Raw genomic sequence first — 16,899 nt, 5'->3', positions numbered from 1 at the left:
ACGCCTCCGCGTCTTCGGCGGCGGCCATCCCCATTAAACCGCGGATCGGCGTTGGGGTCTTTGCGCTGGAACAAGGGGCCGCCGCACCGGCGGCGCGGCTCACTCGACCGTCTTCCCGGACTTCACCGGCGAGGCCTCCGCGATGGCGTCGAGCCGATCAGGACTCAGAATCAGCACGCGCTCCCGGCCGGCCTCGACGACGCCGAGCGCCTCCCAATGGCTGATGATGCGGCTGGCGGTGTAGAGGGTCGTTCCCGTCAGCTCCGCGATGTCTTGTCGGGACAGCGGCAGGTCGATGAGGATCCCCCGATCGACGCGGCGCCCCACGCGCGCCGCGAGCCGGCGGAACGCTCGTGCCAGGCGCTGCTCCACCCGCTCCATCGTCAGTTCCGTCACGCGATTCTGCAGCTCGTGGACGCGCGCGATCATGAGGTGCAGCGTGTTCAGCGCGACGGCCGGGTACCGCTCGAGCAGGCGCATCATCGTGGGACCTTCCCAGGCGAACGCTTCGCTCGCCTGGATCGCCTCGGCCGACACCGGGTACACGGTCTCGCCCCATGCCGCGATGCCGCCGAAGACCTCGCCCGGCCAGATCATGCGGTGGATCACCTCCTGGCCGTCGGGGTGGATGTGCGTCAGCTTCACTTCACCGGTCAGCAGCACATAGATGAACGTCGCGTGGTCACCCTGGCGGAAGAAGAGCCCGTGCGGCTTGACCGTGCGATGCTGGGCCGACGCGGCGACCTCGCGGAACTGGCCCGGGCTCAGGCCCTTGAGAAGCGGCGAGGACGCCAGCAGCGCGGTCAAGCGGTCGTGCTCCGCTCCCTTCGGTCCGGTGCGGCCGGCGCGTTGCATGTGCCCCCCTGTGTCGTGCATGGAGCTCCGCCACGTATGGTAGAGGGCATCGCCACCGCGATCAAGACCGCGGCATCCTCGAGCGCTTCCGTACTCTCAAATGGTCGGACCGTGGAATGGCTCGATGACCTTGTGTTTCCCGCAGGGCACAATCGACGGTCACGCGTTCCAATTGCCAGAATGGCTGAAAGCGAGCAGTGACGCGGCTTCGAGCAATCTCGTGCAGTCCGGTGCAGCAGGGTGCGTGGTGGGCGGTGCAGGTCTTGAACCTGCGGCCTCATCCGTGTGAAGGATGCGCTCTACCCCTGAGCTAACCGCCCGCCTGAAAGGTACCTTCCATATTATAGGCGAGGCATTCCGCTGTCAAAAGGCGTTCCGGTCACATCCCGTACGTCCGCACCCATGCCGGAATGATCCGGAACATTACACGATCCGCGGGCATCGCGTCGCCGCCCCACCGGCGTCCGAGATTGGGACTATACCTGTCGAGCAGCGCCCGCACGAGCTCGCGTCGTGCGGGCGACTCCGGAACGAACTCCGCACGCCCGCCGATCATCACCGCGCGCGCGTCCTGCCGCGACCCCGATTCGGCGACGACGCACACGCGAGGATCGCGGCGGAGGTTGCGGACCTTCTGCGTGTCGGCTTCGCTGATCATCGTCACGCCCTTGCGGTCGTGCACGAACCACACCGGCATCGCCAGCGGCGAGCCGTCCGGTTGAACAGTGGACAGCACGACGACTTCCCGCGTCGCCAGGAACTGCTGGATATCGTCGTCACTGAGCCGTCGTGCCATGTGACTCCTATGCGGGCGATCGCCGCAGCTGCACGCCGCCCCAGGCCAGCCAGATGATCACGAGCACGAACCCGAGACCCATCAGGGCCATCTGCGTGCTAAACACCTGAAGCATCGCGACGATCCCGGCGGCCAGCGCCACCCACCCGAGACTTTTCGGCATCACGCCGGTATCGACAATCGCCCACCCGGCGGCGAAGACCGCGGCGCCCGTGAACCCGTTCGCGGCCGCCATCAGGCTCTGGTTGACCGCGCCCAGCGCGATCCACGCGTGCCCGGCCGCCGTCTGATCCTTAGCCGAGAGCGCGACCAGCATCTGTCCCCCCTGCCAGAGCAGGGCCGCGCCGAACGCGTGGAGGGTGAGTCCCACGACGGCGAGACCCAGGTTGGCCGCGGCGCGCGTCGGGGATTTCTCCCGGAGACGGGAGAAAAGGCCGAAGGTGAAAATGATGCCGAACCCGGAGGCTAGGAGGCCGAGGAGGCCGATGCCCCCGAAGAGGCCGGCTTTCTGGCCCATGAGGGGAAGGGCCTTGGCGGGGTCCTGCGCCGTCTGCGGATCCAAACCACTGCCGATGAAGAGAATAAAGAGCAGAGCCAGACAGACCGCCGTGACGATGCCCGCCGTGCCACCGTTGCGTTGGAGCTGCTCCATCGCCCACCCCCGACAGGCTGTATGTACCGACCGTATGCCAACACAAACGTGTCGCGAAATTGTAACGTTAGAGCGTGACAGAGCCTAAACGGCGGGGAAGCATCGCCAGCGCCATGACGTGGATGTTTATCATCTCGCTGCTGCTATTCTGGCTGCCGGTTGCCGGTCCCCTCATCGCCGGCGTGGTCGGCGGGAAGAAGGCCGGAGACGTCGGCGCGGCCATCCTCGCGGTGTTCCTGCCGATGGTCGTCACCGGCGTCGCCCTGACGTTCCTAGGATCGGCGCTCACGGGCATCCCTCTATTAGGCGCCGTTATTGGACTTGGCGTATTCGCCGTCCTGCTGCTGCACGTCGGCCCGCTCCTCCTGGGAGCGATTATCGGGGGCCTCCTCGCGTAGAAGGCATCGCGCGTCCTTGCTAATGCGGACCGGGGGGCGTATAGTGTCAAGAACACGCAAGGCTGCGGCGGGAGAGGGAGGGCTTCGATGCCCCTGGACAACGACCGGAACCGCGTACTTGCCGCACTACGAGACGCGCCACAGGGCATCGACAGCGCGACGCTGGCGAAGACCCTTGGTTTGGAGAAGGACGTGGTGGATCGCCACCTGCTCTACTGCGCGGACTATGCGTTGGTGGCGTGGAACAAGCAGAACAATGGAGCCAAACGGGCAACGATCACCAGCCGCGGACTAGATTACCTGACCCGCCAGAGTCTGTAGCGGACGCCGGCTTTTCCCGGCCCGTCGACGGGCCTCGCGGATCGCAGCGCGATCCGCGAGGCCTTCGTCTTATTTCTTCGCCGACCAGATCCAAACGACTAGGATGATGTTGATGACGACCGGAATGCCGACGTTTCGGACCGTAAACATGCCACCGATCCAGCCCCACAGCAGGAACAGAATCTCGAGTACGAGCGCGATAACGACCGACGTGGCAAGACCGCCGTGCTTGCCGACGTCGCCGGCGATGGTCCAGAGGACCACACCGAACCCGAGGAACGTCCCCGCCAGGACGAGGAGTACGCCTGTATCCTTGACGTCGTAGCCGAAGACCGCGCGCACGATACCCGGCGTGAGCGAAGACAGCCCAACCAGCAGAATGTATATAGCCGTGATCTGCAATGGCGTCCGAAGCTTCTCCACGTACACACCCCCCTTTTATTGAGCGGAGAGCACGGCGACCGTATCGATCGGGCTGATTCGTCGGAGCGTCTTACCACGGCAGGACGAGCACGGCCCACGATTTACCCGGCGACGCCGACAACTCCTGTTCGCGCCTATCCGGCCGTCGTGCTACAGCGCCGCCGGCACCTGCGGGGATTCCGCCGTCGCGCGAAGGGCCGCGATGTACTCGCGGGCCGTCGCAAGATCGTCCGACTCTACGGCGAGCAGGGCGAGTTCGCGGCGGATCATTTTGAGCTCTTCGGCACGGCAAAGTACCTCAAAAAGCCGCAGGCTCTCACGAAGCGAGGCGCCGGCATCCTCGAGACGGCCGAGCAAGCGCTGGATCGTGCCGCGCAGCCACAGCGTCGCCGCGCGATCGTCGTCCGTAGACGCACAGCCGTCGTCGGGGAACAGAACGAGCGCCATCTCGCCGATCGCCCGCACGACGTCGGGTCGCAGCCGGGCGTGCACGGCGTCAACGAACGCGCCAAACGTCCGCGCCGCGCCACGGACCTGCCGGGCGGCGCCGTAGATCGCAATGCTCGCCGAGTAATGCCGCTGCGCCTCCGTCCACCGGTCCGCGCGGGCCTCAAGATCGCCCAACCGCCAGTGAATGTCCGCGAGCCGCCGCTTATGTTGCAGTGTGTCGTAAACCGCGATTGCTTCGCCTGCGTGCGCGATCGCGGCGTCGAACGATCCGTCCTCGACGGACGCTACGGCGTGACCGACGTGCCAGGCTCCCGCATGCCGCGAATCGGCGAACGACTCCGCGACCTCCAATGCCTTGCGGTAGGCGTCCGCGGCCTCGGTGGTTTGGCCCATACGTTCCCGCGCAATCCCGAGATAGTAGTGCAGGGATGTGGCCGGGGCCGGATCCGCATCCGGCGCGGGGAGGAGATGGAGCGCCGCCTCAAAGGTCCATGCGGCCGAGGGCAGGTCGCCGGCCGCAAGTTTACTCCGGCCGAGGCAGGCCTGCGCGCGCACCAGCGTCGGCCGATCTCCGCTGTGCGCGAGCACACGAAGGACGCGCTCGGCGCGCCGCCACGCGCGAAGGTTGTGGCCGTGGCCTTGATCGATGTAGGCGAGCGCGAGGTCGATGCGCGCCTCCAGCAGCTCGTCGCCGTCTGAGGCCGCTTCGTGGGCCCGGTTGAGCCACGCCGCGGCCTCAGTAAACGATTCCGCATGGAGATAGGCAAGGCCGACCATGAGGAGTGCTTCGGATTCCCGATCCTCGGTCACGCCGTGGGGTACTAGACAAGCCTCGGGAAATGAGCCCCCTGCCCGTTTTCTTAACGTCTGCCAGACCTGTCTGACTTAGCCGTTACATTGGACCGTGGTCCATGTCCCGGTACAATTGAAGCGAGATCTCGTTGTTACCGTACATAGGAGGGTTTCGTCGTGGGACGACCCTGCACCATTTGCACGCACGCGCAGCGCGAGGCCATAAATCAGGCTTTGCAAGAGGGCGATTCGTTCCGGGACATCGCGGCCGAATACGCAGTTTCGAAGACGGCGCTGCACCGGCATTGGCAGGTGCATGTCGCGCCGGAGCCGGCCAACGCACCCGCCGCGCCTGCGCGCGCAACCGGGACGCCGCGACCAGCGTTCGTAACGTGGGGGTTGTGGGCGGCGGGGATTATTGGCGCGTTGTGGCTAGTAGGACGCACCGCAGAATCACACGCAGACTGGTAAAAGGCCCGTTCGCAAACACATTTTATTTCTATTTAAATCTGGACAAACACGCCCAAATGGAGCCCCCCCGCATGTCGAACAAGTGGTCACATGACGAAGGAATCATCGCGTCGTCACCCGCCACACGATAAGACCAATCAAAAATGGGAGGATAAGGCTTCTCCGGAAAAATACAATCCTGTTGTAGCGGCTTCGTCCGTCCCCGATAAGAAAGACAGATCTGGGGAAGAGTGCATTTTGTACCCAAGTGACACCAAACGTGAGAAAGACAGTTGCGAGAATCACGCCACCGAGTCGTAACCCTTCAATTCTTTCGTTTGTCGCGTGATCGGGATGACCAAAGGCCCCTATCCCGATGAGACCGAGCAACAGTAGGCCAGTGGTCAGAAGCAAAAGCCAAGCCGTACTGTAGAAAGCCAAGACACCGTACCACTGCGTCAAAGAAGAGATCGAGTCATCAAGTCTGCTCGAGAGAATGAGTACCGTTTCATCATTTCCGCGAACTGTGCATTCTATCGGGTCGAGGGAAACGTCCTCACGGAATCTGACTTGAACATAGGTAGGTTGATCATAAGGGGTGTGCAAAATCAGCCCACGGATTCTTCGCCGTTTGGAATTCTGAAAACCGAGCACTTCGTCCAGGGATGAGCATGTGATTGTGGATCTGTCCGAGCATTCAAGTATGTATCCGATATCTTCCGAAACGCTAGACATGATGGTGAGGATTTGGCGAAGCGATTGTTCGCCGAGAACGAATGCTATTTTACGAGTCCATGACCTAGTTGTTTGCATCGGCATTGGCAATTGGCTTCAGGTTGCCCTCCGGCGCGTTGCCCAGTTCACATTGATCAAGTCAACCGTGGCAACTAACAAATTTCCGCACCACGAGCGGCTTAAACATCTGAACGGTCACTCTGGTTTCTTTCGAAGTTTACACCCTTCCTGTTTTTGGGTGAGTTTTATTGCCAGTTGGCCGACATATGGGTAGCCACTATTGGTGCCAACGCTCCGCAAACGCTTGCAAATAGGCCGTTTCCGCAGGGTCTCAATTCAGGTCTAAAGGCGGCTTGTATGCGGTTTCGCCACCTGTTTTCAGCCGTGTTTCTGTACCGAAAACAGCACCTTTAGAATCTGCTCTTGGCGCGGTCGGTGTCAGTGAGACGTGTCCTGCCAAGCCTTTGCAGCCTTCATGAGAATAAGACGGTTCTTTCGATGTGGCAACGTGTGACGATTCAGCGTTCTCTTCAACATGGCCCTGGATAAGCCGGCCTCTCTCTGAAGAAACCGCCTCGGAATTTGCTTGAGTTTCGACCGGAGGTTATTTGCTTCTTCGTCTCTATCGAGGTAGTAAACGTACGCGCTACGTGGAATCACTAGACCTGCTTGTACTTCGTCTAATTCATTTGACTCCTTCCCAATATGAACGACATCCGTGATGTGGACCCGAAGGCGTGACAACGCGCCCTTCGTGTGCGGAGCGCACGGCAGGCCATCCCGCCCCGCGGCTTTCGCCTCGGGGTGCGTCACGTATCGGTGCAGTACATCTCGATACGTCTGGACACGGACGAGCCCCATTGAAAACCCGGGCATTCTGCTTCCCCACGCGAGCGACACCGGGCGGCCGGTATGGAGATCTACCCACGGTAAGCTAGGCCACTTTCTTGGGTATCGTTCATACGGCGCGATAGGGCGGATTGGTTGATGCGAGGATTTTCCGTTTGCGGTCCGGCCGTTCGGCCGGTCGCTCCAATACGCCTCGCCTCCTGTCGTCACGTCGCCTGTAGCCGGATACGCCACGAGCATGAAGTTGAATGGTTTCACTTGCTGGGTGGAGGGCCGCCCAACGCGCTTCTTGGCCCTCGGATCATATTTCGTATTGATCCGGTCGAACCGTTCCCAAACATGCGCGTTGGAGATCGGAAGAACGCCCAGGGCTGGAAGATCGGCAAAGGACAAGCTTTGTCCCAGGTTGGCATCCTGACCCTGCTCCCAACGAAGCACCGCCGTCCAAAGCTGCTCCATCCACTTCTTCTCGTCGTTGGCGTACGGCGAAAGCAAGTGGCCGAGTCCGTGCTCGGAACTCTTGCGGAGCAGGATGCTTCCATCGTCTGCTATGTTGAATAGGACGTACCGCTTGGCTGAGATGGAATAGCAATAGAGCTGTTTATCCCTTGCAGCGCGTGGATCAGGAATGTTCTCGTCCTCAAGCTTGAGAAGGTCCCCGCCAAATGTGTAGGGAGTGAGCGCAGCAAATCGTTCCCGAACCACTTTCACAGTTTCAGACAACCCGACGATGGCCATAGAGTCCGTGTCGCAAAATGCATAGGTGGCTCCGTGCGCCGACAGTTCCACTTCGCACATCGCCAGAAGTAATCGGGCCCCTCCGGTGATAAACGCAGCGAGTGGAGCAAACGCGAACGGCCCGGGATGCTCTTCTTTCGAAATCGACGTTGAGAAATGCCGCAGGCCAAAGATTTCGGCGTCCTTGGCTCCCGTCAGCTTCTCGTCGATCTCTGCGAAGATCCCATAGCTCATCGCGTTGGCGAGGATCTTGAGGCCGTGCTGGAGACCATCGAAGTACCGGGCTTTGGCATCGTCACCCGCAAGCTCAGCCCGGCGTTTCGCCTGTTGAAAAGTATGCCGCTTCTCTATCAACACGCGGAAGAAATCGTCCGTCCGAGGGTCAACATGAACTTCTCCCAGTAACTTGACCGAACGGAGGCCTTCCTTGACGCCCACCGGACGAAGCCGAAGGGCCCGACGGATCACCAGGCTGCGGCCGCACAGCAGCTTCGACGCGACAGCATCGGCCAGCGTGTACCATAAATGCAGTCCGTGTTTCGCACCGCCGACCATATTGAGGCCAATCTGGTAATCACCGTCCTCGACGTATGGGGCCCGAACCGGCAAAATGGCGCCGCGAGGATCAACCTCGACGAGCACAGAGAAGCGGGCCCACGTGGCCGGCTTGAAGAAATCGGCGAGGGTCACGCCATCGAGAAAGCTGCGGATCTCGTCGGTGACGTCCTCCACTCGAATTTCGCGGGCGAAAATCAATTTCCACAGCCCTTGAAGGACGCAAACGGTTGGGTACATGGAGAGCACATCAACGTACGTGACCGGCACGATTCGCCGCCGGATATGGCACTCGCTCCGGCCCCCAAAGTACGACACCATCGCGTGTCCGAGCACGGCTTTGCGGAACTGCGGTTGGAAGTAGGGGAACGGGCGGATGCCCATCGCCCGCATGTAGGCCTTGCCAAGGCTGGCGGGGCTATACGCGTGCGTGATCAGAAACGCTTCCGGTTGCCGCCCGACCTCAAACGGCGTAGGGACGATGGCGAAGGGATGCCGGTTCCACTCCGCAACGAGAGCTTCGTAAAGCTCCCAGGTGGCAAGAACGTCCCGCGTACTATACCGTAGATAGGAAATACTCACTGCTCCGTGGCTTTCAGCATCGAACTTTTGATGTCGTGTTCCGAAGGAGCCACAGGCGCTAGCCAAACTGTGACCCGTCCCGGTGAGCGCAAACGCCAACGTCCGAAGGTCTAAGAAGCGGCCGGGGAAGATTCGGTGTCCCGTCGCCTCGTGCTTCTCCAAACCGCTATAGGCCACAAACTCGATGAAGGCTCGCTTGTTGTCGATGGACTTGACGTGGATGCCTGGAAACCATTTCGAATCCACGAGGTAGAGTGTGAAGCCTCCGCGCCACCGTTTCCGGCCCGGCACCGCCCGTACCGCGAGCCGCGAGAGATCGAACGGTAGATTGAATCCGACGCAGAGGGTCCCGGCTTCGTAGACTTCGGGAAAGAATACGTGTCGAACAAGTTCATACCGAGAGTAGATCTTGTAGTTATTATCGCGGGCGAAGGAACCGATAGCATCGGTTTGCAGCTGCGTGAGCACATCCCCAAGAATCAAACCCTTGTGGACAAGATGATAACGGCCGTTCTTATGCTCATAGATGTGGAATGCTCCGAATAGCAAGTTCTGATATTGGTCGGTCGTGGTTTCTGTATCGAGGACGAGGACCCGCCCGCCGAGGCGCAAGCTGCGCCACCCGTAAGGCCTCATTTTCCGGATGGCGCGGCGTGTCGCCCTTGGTAGCGCTAAGCACCGAACCGCTGCCGTAATTCGCTGGACATCCTGAACAGGAGCGGTCATGCTGGTGCCCCGCTTGGGCCAGGACCCTGCATCGCGTCGAGAATCCAACGAACCCACTCCTCTAAGTACCCAGCCAACCCCAGCAACCAGGTCCCCAGTACCTGGAACCAATCAGCAAGGCCTTGGAGCAGCGCGGCAAGGCGTTCTTGGCCGGTGCTCGGACAGCGCAGGCGCGCATCATGATCGTATTGGCGGTCTGACACGACTGCATGGCAGTTTCGGCACAGCACGACCGTCATGTTGGCCGCGACCCGGCCGGCGAGGTGATGCTTTTCGAGGAACCATCGCGGAAGTTCGCATGCCCGGACGGCGAACAGCATCTCGACCGCGATACAACCACAACTCAGACAGGTCGGCGCGGACGAGCCGAGGTGCTGCCGTTTCCGTTCATGTCTGGTTATCCGCTTGCGCGGCTGCGTGCAGTCCGCGTCCACGTATGAGACCTCCTTTAGTAGATAGACTCAAACTGGAAGACGTTGGCCCTGGTGAGCCGCCTGATAACCGTTGGGTCGGTCAGGAAGTACCGGCGTTTGCCTCGCGCGTCGAGCACCCACTTCCCCTTGAATGGCACCAGCTTCGAGATCTCGCCCGTCCTCGAATACTCGTCCATGGCATTGTGATAGTCGCCGATGCGGGACGCACTGGTAGAGGAAAGAACTTTGATGAACAAGCTCCCCGCGTCGTCGTAAAATCGCATGCGGCGCTCCAGCCGGTCTCTGGGTTTGGCTCTCCACTGTCCACGGACTCGCCTCAGCGCGGGGCGGACGAGCCGTACGACCGTGTCCGGACTAGTGCCCGCTTGCTCAGCCGCCCTGTTCAACGGCAACTTATCTCGACGCATGAGGCTTAAGGCGTGGAGGGAACGTTCGTAATTCTGGCGCTGGCGGGCGTTGAGCTTTCGCGCATCCGCCTTGCGCTTACGTTTGTGAGGCGATGACATAGCCTTCCGCGGACGCGCAGGGCGGCGTCGTTTCATTACAGCGCTCTGGCCATGTCATAGACGAACTGATGGCCATCTGTTATCATCGCCATGCAACCGCTCCCGATCTTGAGGTCCCGCGCCGCCGCCAGCAGCGCGGGCCTTCCTTTTTGTTAGGCCCGGCTTACCTCGCGTTTCTGCGGTCTTTCTTGCGCGAACGCGACGACGGCAGACCTGTCGATCAGCCGCACCCCTAGCGGGCCGCGCTTAGCTTTCAAACGGCCCGCATCGACGAGTGACCGCACGTAGCCGGGACTCACGCCGATGATCCGGGCGGCCTCCGAGGGCAAGATCCATCGTGATTGCGGTGCCAATGCCTTCGTCATCCATCACCTCCTGTTTGAGTGACTGTTACAGTGACAGGATATGTCGCGCGCCTGCCGAAATTTCTAAGTGATCCGAAAGCACCGTAGAGGGGGGCCAAACTCGTATCTGGGCCTTGGAAATCAGAGATGAGCGACGTCCGATGGCCTAGAGATCTCGGAGAGTTTTTGACCTTCCTTTACGCACCGCAGCGCTTGACGCGCAAATATGGCCTCATCTGGGGCGATGTGTCTGACATTCTGGAACGTACGCGTCGTTTTGCTTTGACATGGCTCTATCATCGGGCCCAGTTGCCGCTTGTGGGGCCGGATGGCGAGCGGATGACCGTCCCAGCGAAACCCATTCATTCGCCCAAGGCAGCGCGGACGCGGCATGAGCTGTTCGACGTGAAATATCCGCCGGAATGGACCGACACTGTGGAACGCATGGCGTATGAGGATACCCCTGAGATGGTGGAGACCGAACGTTTCTTAATCGAAGGGAACCCGCATCTAATTGAAGGTTGGCATCCTCTAGGCGTCAACACTGTTCTTCGGATCGTCGAGCGTCAAGCTAAAGTAGCGCTCCGCCGAAAATGGAAGGTATGTCCGCTTTGCGCGAGGGTATTCCCAGCCTACGGAAAGACGCGAGCCTGTCCGCCATGCAGAAGGCGCTGGACCCGACGGCAAGTCCAGCGACGGCTGAAGCGTGCTCCCAAGAATCCCATCGTCTTTCGCTACTTCAAGCCGTACGGCGAACCGCAACTCGTTTATCTGAAGATCACTGATGGGGTGAGAGCCCCGGGTACCTTGCATCGGCTCACACCCCACTCTGTGGGATGGATTGGGGTGCGAGCACTTTAATTGAAGACCCCCGCGACCGCTGCGAACGGCCCGGGGGCGTGGCACCGGCAGCACCAACCTTGGAGGGGAGGAACCGCCGATGCAGCGTCAGTATAGCACCGTCCGCAATCCCAAAGAGATTGTCACCGTCACCGGTCAGAACGTCCGTCTCCGCGTCCGGCGTCATCAACTTGAAATTACAGATGGATTTCCTTTGGAGGCCGCTCAGCAGACGCGCAGAATCACTCGCGCGACCGCGAGAGTAGACCGAGTGTTGCTCCTCGCGGGTTCCGGATGGGCCTCTCTTAACGCGCTGGATTGGACCGCCGGGAACGGCGCGGCCATTGTCGCCTGTGATCAGGGCGGCTCACTGCGGTGGGTTGTTCTCCCAGGATCGGGTGGCGTGGCCCGGGGCCCGCTGCGCCGATCCCAGGCTTTGGCGATCATGGAGCCCGCCGGTCTCAGCCTGGGCCGCTACCTACTGGGTGAAAAGATCCGCAGGCAGACAGCGCTTCTTCGTGAATACGCCGACCGCGTTGATGAGCATCAGGTCCATTTGGGCCTCTCTGAGACAAAGCTCCGCGATACAGCTGATGCTCTCGGAACGCACCTTCTGCGAAAGATTGAGACCGCTGACACCGTGGAGACCTTGCGACAGGTGGAAGCTGAAAGTGCGGGCACTTACTGGATGGCGTATGCGGGCTTGGGCGCCAAATTCTCCCCGCTCTCCTATGACCGGATTGTCGCGGATCACTGGCGCAAGTTTCCGGGCCGACATTCGGTCTTGTCTCGTGGCCGAAGCCCTCAGTTCGCGACAGACCCGATCAATGCATGCCTGAATTATGGCTACGCGCTGCTTGAAGCTGAAGTCCTCATCGCCACGCATAGCGTTGGACTCGATCCCACCCTGGGCATTCTGCATGTTGACGACGATGGCCGGATGAGCTTCATTTACGATCTCATGGAACCGCTACGCCCTGTTGCAGACCGACATGTTCTCGACTTGATCCTTGATCATCGCTTCCGCCCAGGCGAGCTTTGGCTCTTACGGGATGGACGGTGCCGGCTGGATCAAGAGTTCGCGGCGAAGCTGCGTGGATGGCTACCGATTTTTCGGCGCGCTGTTGAGCCTATCGTGGCACATGTGATCGCCGTGCTGAGGGGCACGTATCGCGATCACGCAAAGATTCACCCTGCCCGCAAGGTTCCGTCACGAAGGAGCGTTTCGAACTCTGTTTGCCGTGTCTGCGGAGCCGTCGTTCCATCCGGCAGGCCATTCTGCAACCGGACCTGCTATGCCGCGTGGTGGAAGGAGCACGTACAAAGGCGGCTCGCGCGCCAGGGAGCGGACGCGCGCGCTCAAATGCGCGCTGAGGGTTGCGATCCGGCCTGGACCCCCGAGGCGCGGGCGAAGCGCCGTCCGGGTATCGTACGTGCCAATCAGATTCGAGGCATGGTCATACCGAAGCGGCCTGCGGGCAGTCGGGGATGAGCATGGCGATGAAAACTACGTCGAGCCAAGCGCAGGAGTAACGTAATATATGAGGAGGGCCTACAATTGGGCCACCAATTCACCCGTCAACAGCTCTACGACATGGTGTGGACTGAACCCATGTCGCGGCTCGCCAAGAAACTCGGCATCTCCGATGTAGCCTTAGCGAAGGCGTGTCGCCGAGGTAAGGTGCCAACGCCGGGACTCGGCTACTGGGCAAAGCTACGATACGGCAAGGCCGTAGGGCGTCCGTCGCTGCCGGATTTGGAAGCCGGAACTCGCGACATCGTCCTCATTGAGCCGCCAGAGGCGTCGAAAGGCCCGCGCTTTGTGGAAATTGAGGCAAAGCTACGGGCAGAGCGGCAAGCAAACGCGACCATCGTTGTCACAAAGAGCCTCGCCAATGCGCATCCTATTGTCCGCAACTGGCTACAAAAGGCATCAGGCAGCTTATCGAGCGTCGAGCGCCGGCGACTGCGTATTCTGAACACCCTGCTGAAGGAACTCACGCAACGAGGATACGCAGTTTCGGTCGATCCCAACAGACAGCACTATCCTCGCGTCAAGATTGACGATGAGATTGTTGATTTTTGGCTTAAGGAGCGCCACAAGCAGTTGCGGATTCGAGTGGATCCGGAGAAACGGCGATATGCGTGGGAACCGGAATGGCGGACAGAATTCCAGCCGACCGGGCAACTCGTATTGACAATCGATTCATGGACAACCGGCATTCGTAAGCAATGGAGCGACGCGAAGACGCGACGTTTAGAGGATCAGCTTAACGATGTCATCGCAGGTCTGATCACGGCAGCCGCCGCTTTTCGCAGGCAGCGCTTGGAGCGGGAAGAACGTGAGCGCAAGTGGCGCGCCGAGGAAGAGAGACGTCGGCAACTCGAACAGGTCCGACGCGAGAAGCAGGAAGAGTTGCAGAGGTTACTGCAAGAAGTTGAAGCGTGGCAACGTGCAAATCTTATACGTAACTACGTACGAGCAAAGTTGTCTGCTATCCCTTCTGACCCAGAGCTTGATGATTGGGCAACGTGGGCGAGCGGACTTGCTGACGAAGTTGATCCGCTGAAAAGGCCTGGAGCCGGCGATCGGATTTGAACCGATGACCTGCTCATTACGAATGAGCTGCTCTACCGCTGAGCTACGCCGGCGCCGCGACCTATCTTACCATTTCGAGCCCGCCGTGTGCTGCTTTTTAGGAAGCGCTCGACACGATTCGCGAGCCCCTGATGCCGATTGATTTGACATTCCCAGACGATCAAGACCTCCCAGCCGTGCCGTCTTAGGACTGAGCAGGCTTTGTTGTCACGCAACCGGTTGCGTTCCAATTTGGGCAGCCAATAAGCGACGTTGGATTTCGGAATGCGCGCGATGCGGCATGTCGAAGCCTTATGCTTATGCCAGAAACAGCCATGAACAAAAATTATCTTGCGAAGCCTCGGAAACACGAGGTCAGGCTTTCCAGGCAACTCCTTTGCGTGAAGACGATAGCGGTAGCCCATTCGATGTACTAAGGAGCGCACTTCCATTTCCGGCACCATATTCTTGCTCTTGATCGCGCGCATGTTAGCACTACGGCGAGCTGGCGGAATCTTGTCCACAGCAGTCACCCTAGCGCCAATTACTCGTTTCTCCGATAAGCCATGCCAGACTTTGCAGCCCCTTGAGCCGGCCATTTTCGGCAAGGCTCTCGCTGTCAGTAATCATTTCAGGATGAAAATGTACAGTTCCCCATATGGCGGCGTTTGGAAATTGCTGCGAGTAGGTATTGAATAAGACCTTCTCTAGGCGGCTCGGAGAGCACTCGCCAAGAACCGCGTAGAACTTGCAATTCCGATTTTGACGGATAGCCGCCGGTACGTATGACTGAGCTTCGTCCACGACGTCAACGCGATCGTGGCGGAATCTCCAGCGCACCGAGAGGAGCGCAACAAGGAGACCACCGCGCTTGGCCACTATGTCAATCTTTGGCCGTTTGCTCCGCGTGTGTAATTGCGCTCCCGGAAATAATGCGCCAGCATCAACCTCCTCCTCATAACCAATGCCAGGATCACCGAAGCGTTGAAGGATGTGGACTGTCAGAGAACGGAACGCATGGCCGACGAGATTATGAGGCTGCAAGTCGCGAATCTGCGGCTGGCGCCAGTACGCTCCTACAAGTGAGCACAATTCAGCCGGAGAACCACCAAGTCTAGATGCTAGGTAGTTGGTAAGACGCTGAGAACGGGTCAGGACCTCATTGCTTCTGCCACTGCCCACGTCCGGAAAATCGTTTGCTTCGCGATATACGACCGTTCCGTGAAAGGGCTGCCAGGCGCTATTGCGCCAGATCTCACATGTCAGAAGAAGTACAGCGATTCCTTTCCAAGCATCCTGCGCGGTCCAATTCGACTGCTTAAGAAGCTTGTCGAATTCCTCGACCGCCAATTGGGCATTTGGCGACCGCATCTTCGGCGCTTACGAGACTGAGAAGCTAAAAACTCTAGCCCCCAGGGAGACGCACGTTCTTATGCTTTCGCCCACAGCGCGGGCGACCGGCGGTGGAAACGCATTCCCGACCTGCCTGTAAGCCTGCGTTTTCCGCCCAACAAACTGCCAGCTATCGGGAAACCCCTGTAGTCGCGCCACCATCGGAATAGTGAGCTTGGGCATTCCTACGAAATCACGCGCTGGCGGTTCATTAGCGATTCCGAGACCATCAACACCTAGTGCAGCCCAAGCACGACGAGCTCTCGTGGGGCCGAGATCTGGCCCTCCGTGCTTGTGTGATCCACCAACAATGGTTGGCGCGATCTTATCGGCGGTTTTCTGCCATGCCTTCGCACGCTTCCACCGGCGTGACGCCATCAGATCATAAAGCACTTCCCCAACTGGTGGCGGAGAATCAGCCAACGGTTTCGGCCAACTGAAGGTTTCCGCCATGCTCCGCTTTACAGCCACGAGGACCGCTCGTGGCCGCAGTTGGGACACGCCCCAATCAGATGCGTTGAGCAGTCTCCAATCACTCCAATAGCCCAACTTCTTGAGTTTGCCCATGATATAACTTCGATAGTCATCGAAGGAGGTTTCGAGGATGCCCCGCACGTTTTCGATCATTACGGCGGATGGCCTAATCTCATCGATCAGCCTCAATGCGACGGGGAATAGATTCCGTTCATCGCGGTGCCCAAGTTGCTTGCCTGCGACAGAAAAGGGCGGACATGGAAGGCCGGCCGCCAACAGCTCGATTCCGCGAAAGCTGCGGCCATCAAAGGACGCGACATCATCAGAAACCACGTTCCACGCAGGTCGGTTCGCGATGAGCGTCGCACACGATGGCTTATCGATCTCCACAAGGGCCACATGTTGGAGCCCAGCCGCTTCGAGTCCAAGTGCTTGGCCCCCGCCCCCAGCGCACAATTCGATCGAAAACGGACCGTGACCGCGCATCCTATCCCTCGCGGAAAACAGGTTAGACGAACATCTGTTTGGTTCTTTTTGCGGGACGCTAAATCCTTGTGACCAACTTGTGGAGCCAGAACTTATAGCGCTAAGCGGGGAAACTACCTTCGCGTCGAGAGACCTGACCACTCACTAACATCGTCCGGTTCGTCCTTGTCCATTCCGTAGAGAATACGGTTCTCGGCTTCAGGAGTGTCGTTAAGATTCACGAACATGCCACTTTCGAGCCGCTTCCACTTGGGCGGAACTAACACTACTTCAGACGGACGCTCTATGCGCCTGGCAGAGCGCGAGTGGAACCGACGAAATAGTCCAAATGAGAGCGTCATTTACAACTTATATACCATTACTAAGTCGCCGTGTAAAGTTTCTGTACTGGTCCAGTAGATCCGAAAGACTTTGCCTCCTCATGAGCGTGTGGCAGGCTGCGCCGCCTTCCAGCGGCGGATGTACTCGTTCGGAGTCAGGTAGCCGAGCGCCTGGTGCGGCCGGACGTTGTTATAGGTCTCCT

18 protein-coding genes and 2 tRNA genes are annotated in these 16,899 nt (G+C 59.7%); 5 read left to right on the top strand and 15 right to left on the bottom strand.

What is annotated here, in order from left to right:
* Nucleotides 1-99: 99 nt before the first annotated feature.
* The 4 genes from VKT83_13800 to VKT83_13785 form a co-directional block, all read right to left on the bottom strand.
* Nucleotides 100-855: a Crp/Fnr family transcriptional regulator gene (locus VKT83_13800; protein ID HLY23532.1), complete on the bottom strand. Its 756-nt coding sequence runs from the start codon at nucleotides 853-855 to the stop codon at nucleotides 100-102.
* A 245-nt stretch (nucleotides 856-1,100) separates the two neighbouring features.
* A tRNA-Val gene (locus tag VKT83_13795) sits at nucleotides 1,101-1,175 on the bottom strand.
* A 59-nt stretch (nucleotides 1,176-1,234) separates the two neighbouring features.
* Complete coding sequence (locus VKT83_13790) at nucleotides 1,235-1,651, bottom strand: TIGR03618 family F420-dependent PPOX class oxidoreductase (protein ID HLY23531.1); 417 nt, start codon at nucleotides 1,649-1,651, stop codon at nucleotides 1,235-1,237.
* Nucleotides 1,652-1,658: 7 nt separating this feature from the next.
* Nucleotides 1,659-2,303 (bottom strand): DUF4386 family protein, encoded by a 645-nt coding sequence (locus VKT83_13785; protein HLY23530.1) that lies wholly within the window; start codon nucleotides 2,301-2,303, stop codon nucleotides 1,659-1,661.
* A 113-nt stretch (nucleotides 2,304-2,416) separates the two neighbouring features.
* On the opposite strand from VKT83_13785, the gene VKT83_13780 reads away from it, so the two are divergent.
* The gene (locus tag VKT83_13780; GenBank protein ID HLY23529.1) at nucleotides 2,417-2,701 is read left to right on the top strand and encodes a hypothetical protein; all 285 of its coding nucleotides are present in this window, start codon (nucleotides 2,417-2,419) and stop codon (nucleotides 2,699-2,701) included.
* An 87-nt stretch (nucleotides 2,702-2,788) separates the two neighbouring features.
* Nucleotides 2,789-3,022, top strand: coding sequence for a hypothetical protein (locus VKT83_13775; GenBank protein HLY23528.1), 234 nt, complete (start codon nucleotides 2,789-2,791; stop codon nucleotides 3,020-3,022).
* A 69-nt stretch (nucleotides 3,023-3,091) separates the two neighbouring features.
* Here VKT83_13775 and VKT83_13770 read toward each other — a convergent pair whose 3' ends face one another.
* The 6 genes from VKT83_13770 to VKT83_13745 all read right to left on the bottom strand — a co-directional run bounded on the left by VKT83_13770 (nucleotide 3,092) and on the right by VKT83_13745 (nucleotide 10,627).
* Entirely contained in the window at nucleotides 3,092-3,445 is a 354-nt protein-coding gene (locus tag VKT83_13770) for a hypothetical protein (GenBank protein ID HLY23527.1), read from the bottom strand.
* A gap of 150 nt (nucleotides 3,446-3,595) precedes the next feature.
* Nucleotides 3,596-4,705: a tetratricopeptide repeat protein gene (locus VKT83_13765; GenBank protein HLY23526.1), complete on the bottom strand. Its 1,110-nt coding sequence runs from the start codon at nucleotides 4,703-4,705 to the stop codon at nucleotides 3,596-3,598.
* 1,605 nt (nucleotides 4,706-6,310) lie between these two features.
* Nucleotides 6,311-9,208, bottom strand: a complete 2,898-nt coding sequence (locus VKT83_13760; GenBank protein ID HLY23525.1) for a hypothetical protein — start codon at nucleotides 9,206-9,208, stop codon at nucleotides 6,311-6,313.
* A 110-nt stretch (nucleotides 9,209-9,318) separates the two neighbouring features.
* Nucleotides 9,319-9,756: a hypothetical protein gene (locus tag VKT83_13755; protein ID HLY23524.1), complete on the bottom strand. Its 438-nt coding sequence runs from the start codon at nucleotides 9,754-9,756 to the stop codon at nucleotides 9,319-9,321.
* 14 nt (nucleotides 9,757-9,770) lie between these two features.
* Nucleotides 9,771-10,019, bottom strand: a complete 249-nt coding sequence (locus VKT83_13750; GenBank protein ID HLY23523.1) for a hypothetical protein — start codon at nucleotides 10,017-10,019, stop codon at nucleotides 9,771-9,773.
* 395 nt (nucleotides 10,020-10,414) lie between these two features.
* Nucleotides 10,415-10,627 (bottom strand): helix-turn-helix domain-containing protein, encoded by a 213-nt coding sequence (locus tag VKT83_13745; GenBank protein HLY23522.1) that lies wholly within the window; start codon nucleotides 10,625-10,627, stop codon nucleotides 10,415-10,417.
* A gap of 126 nt (nucleotides 10,628-10,753) precedes the next feature.
* Here VKT83_13745 and VKT83_13740 point away from each other — a divergent pair, with 126 nt between their 5' ends.
* The 3 genes from VKT83_13740 to VKT83_13730 all read left to right on the top strand — a co-directional run bounded on the left by VKT83_13740 (nucleotide 10,754) and on the right by VKT83_13730 (nucleotide 14,045).
* On the top strand, nucleotides 10,754-11,467 hold the full coding sequence (locus VKT83_13740) for a hypothetical protein (protein HLY23521.1): 714 nt from the start codon (nucleotides 10,754-10,756) through the stop codon (nucleotides 11,465-11,467).
* A gap of 79 nt (nucleotides 11,468-11,546) precedes the next feature.
* Nucleotides 11,547-12,938 carry a CRISPR-associated endonuclease Cas1 gene (gene cas1, locus VKT83_13735; protein HLY23520.1) on the top strand — a complete coding sequence of 464 codons (1,392 nt, stop codon included), beginning with the start codon at nucleotides 11,547-11,549 and terminating at the stop codon, nucleotides 12,936-12,938.
* 66 nt (nucleotides 12,939-13,004) lie between these two features.
* The gene (locus tag VKT83_13730) at nucleotides 13,005-14,045 is read left to right on the top strand and encodes a hypothetical protein (protein HLY23519.1); all 1,041 of its coding nucleotides are present in this window, start codon (nucleotides 13,005-13,007) and stop codon (nucleotides 14,043-14,045) included.
* Here the strand turns inward: VKT83_13730 and VKT83_13725 are convergent.
* The 5 genes from VKT83_13725 to VKT83_13705 all read right to left on the bottom strand — a co-directional run.
* Nucleotides 14,024-14,098: transfer RNA gene (locus tag VKT83_13725), tRNA-Thr, on the bottom strand. The two genes, VKT83_13730 and VKT83_13725, sit on opposite strands and share 22 nt — an antisense overlap.
* Nucleotides 14,078-14,548 (bottom strand): DNA mismatch endonuclease Vsr, encoded by a 471-nt coding sequence (vsr, locus tag VKT83_13720; GenBank protein ID HLY23518.1) that lies wholly within the window; start codon nucleotides 14,546-14,548, stop codon nucleotides 14,078-14,080. The genes VKT83_13725 and vsr overlap by 21 nt, the downstream gene beginning before the upstream one ends.
* A gap of 10 nt (nucleotides 14,549-14,558) precedes the next feature.
* Nucleotides 14,559-15,395, bottom strand: coding sequence for a hypothetical protein (locus VKT83_13715; protein ID HLY23517.1), 837 nt, complete (start codon nucleotides 15,393-15,395; stop codon nucleotides 14,559-14,561).
* Between the two features lie 9 nt (nucleotides 15,396-15,404).
* On the bottom strand, nucleotides 15,405-16,376 hold the full coding sequence (gene dcm, locus VKT83_13710; GenBank protein HLY23516.1) for a DNA (cytosine-5-)-methyltransferase: 972 nt from the start codon (nucleotides 16,374-16,376) through the stop codon (nucleotides 15,405-15,407).
* A 419-nt stretch (nucleotides 16,377-16,795) separates the two neighbouring features.
* The coding region (locus tag VKT83_13705) for an integrase core domain-containing protein (GenBank protein ID HLY23515.1) at nucleotides 16,796-16,899 on the bottom strand (104 nt) is incomplete at its 5' end.

Source organism: bacterium (genome assembly GCA_035308905.1).
Classification (GTDB): Bacteria; Sysuimicrobiota; Sysuimicrobiia; order Sysuimicrobiales; family Segetimicrobiaceae; genus DASSJF01.
Note: the sequence above shows the minus strand (reverse complement) of the source record. Positions and strands in the feature narration are given on the sequence as shown.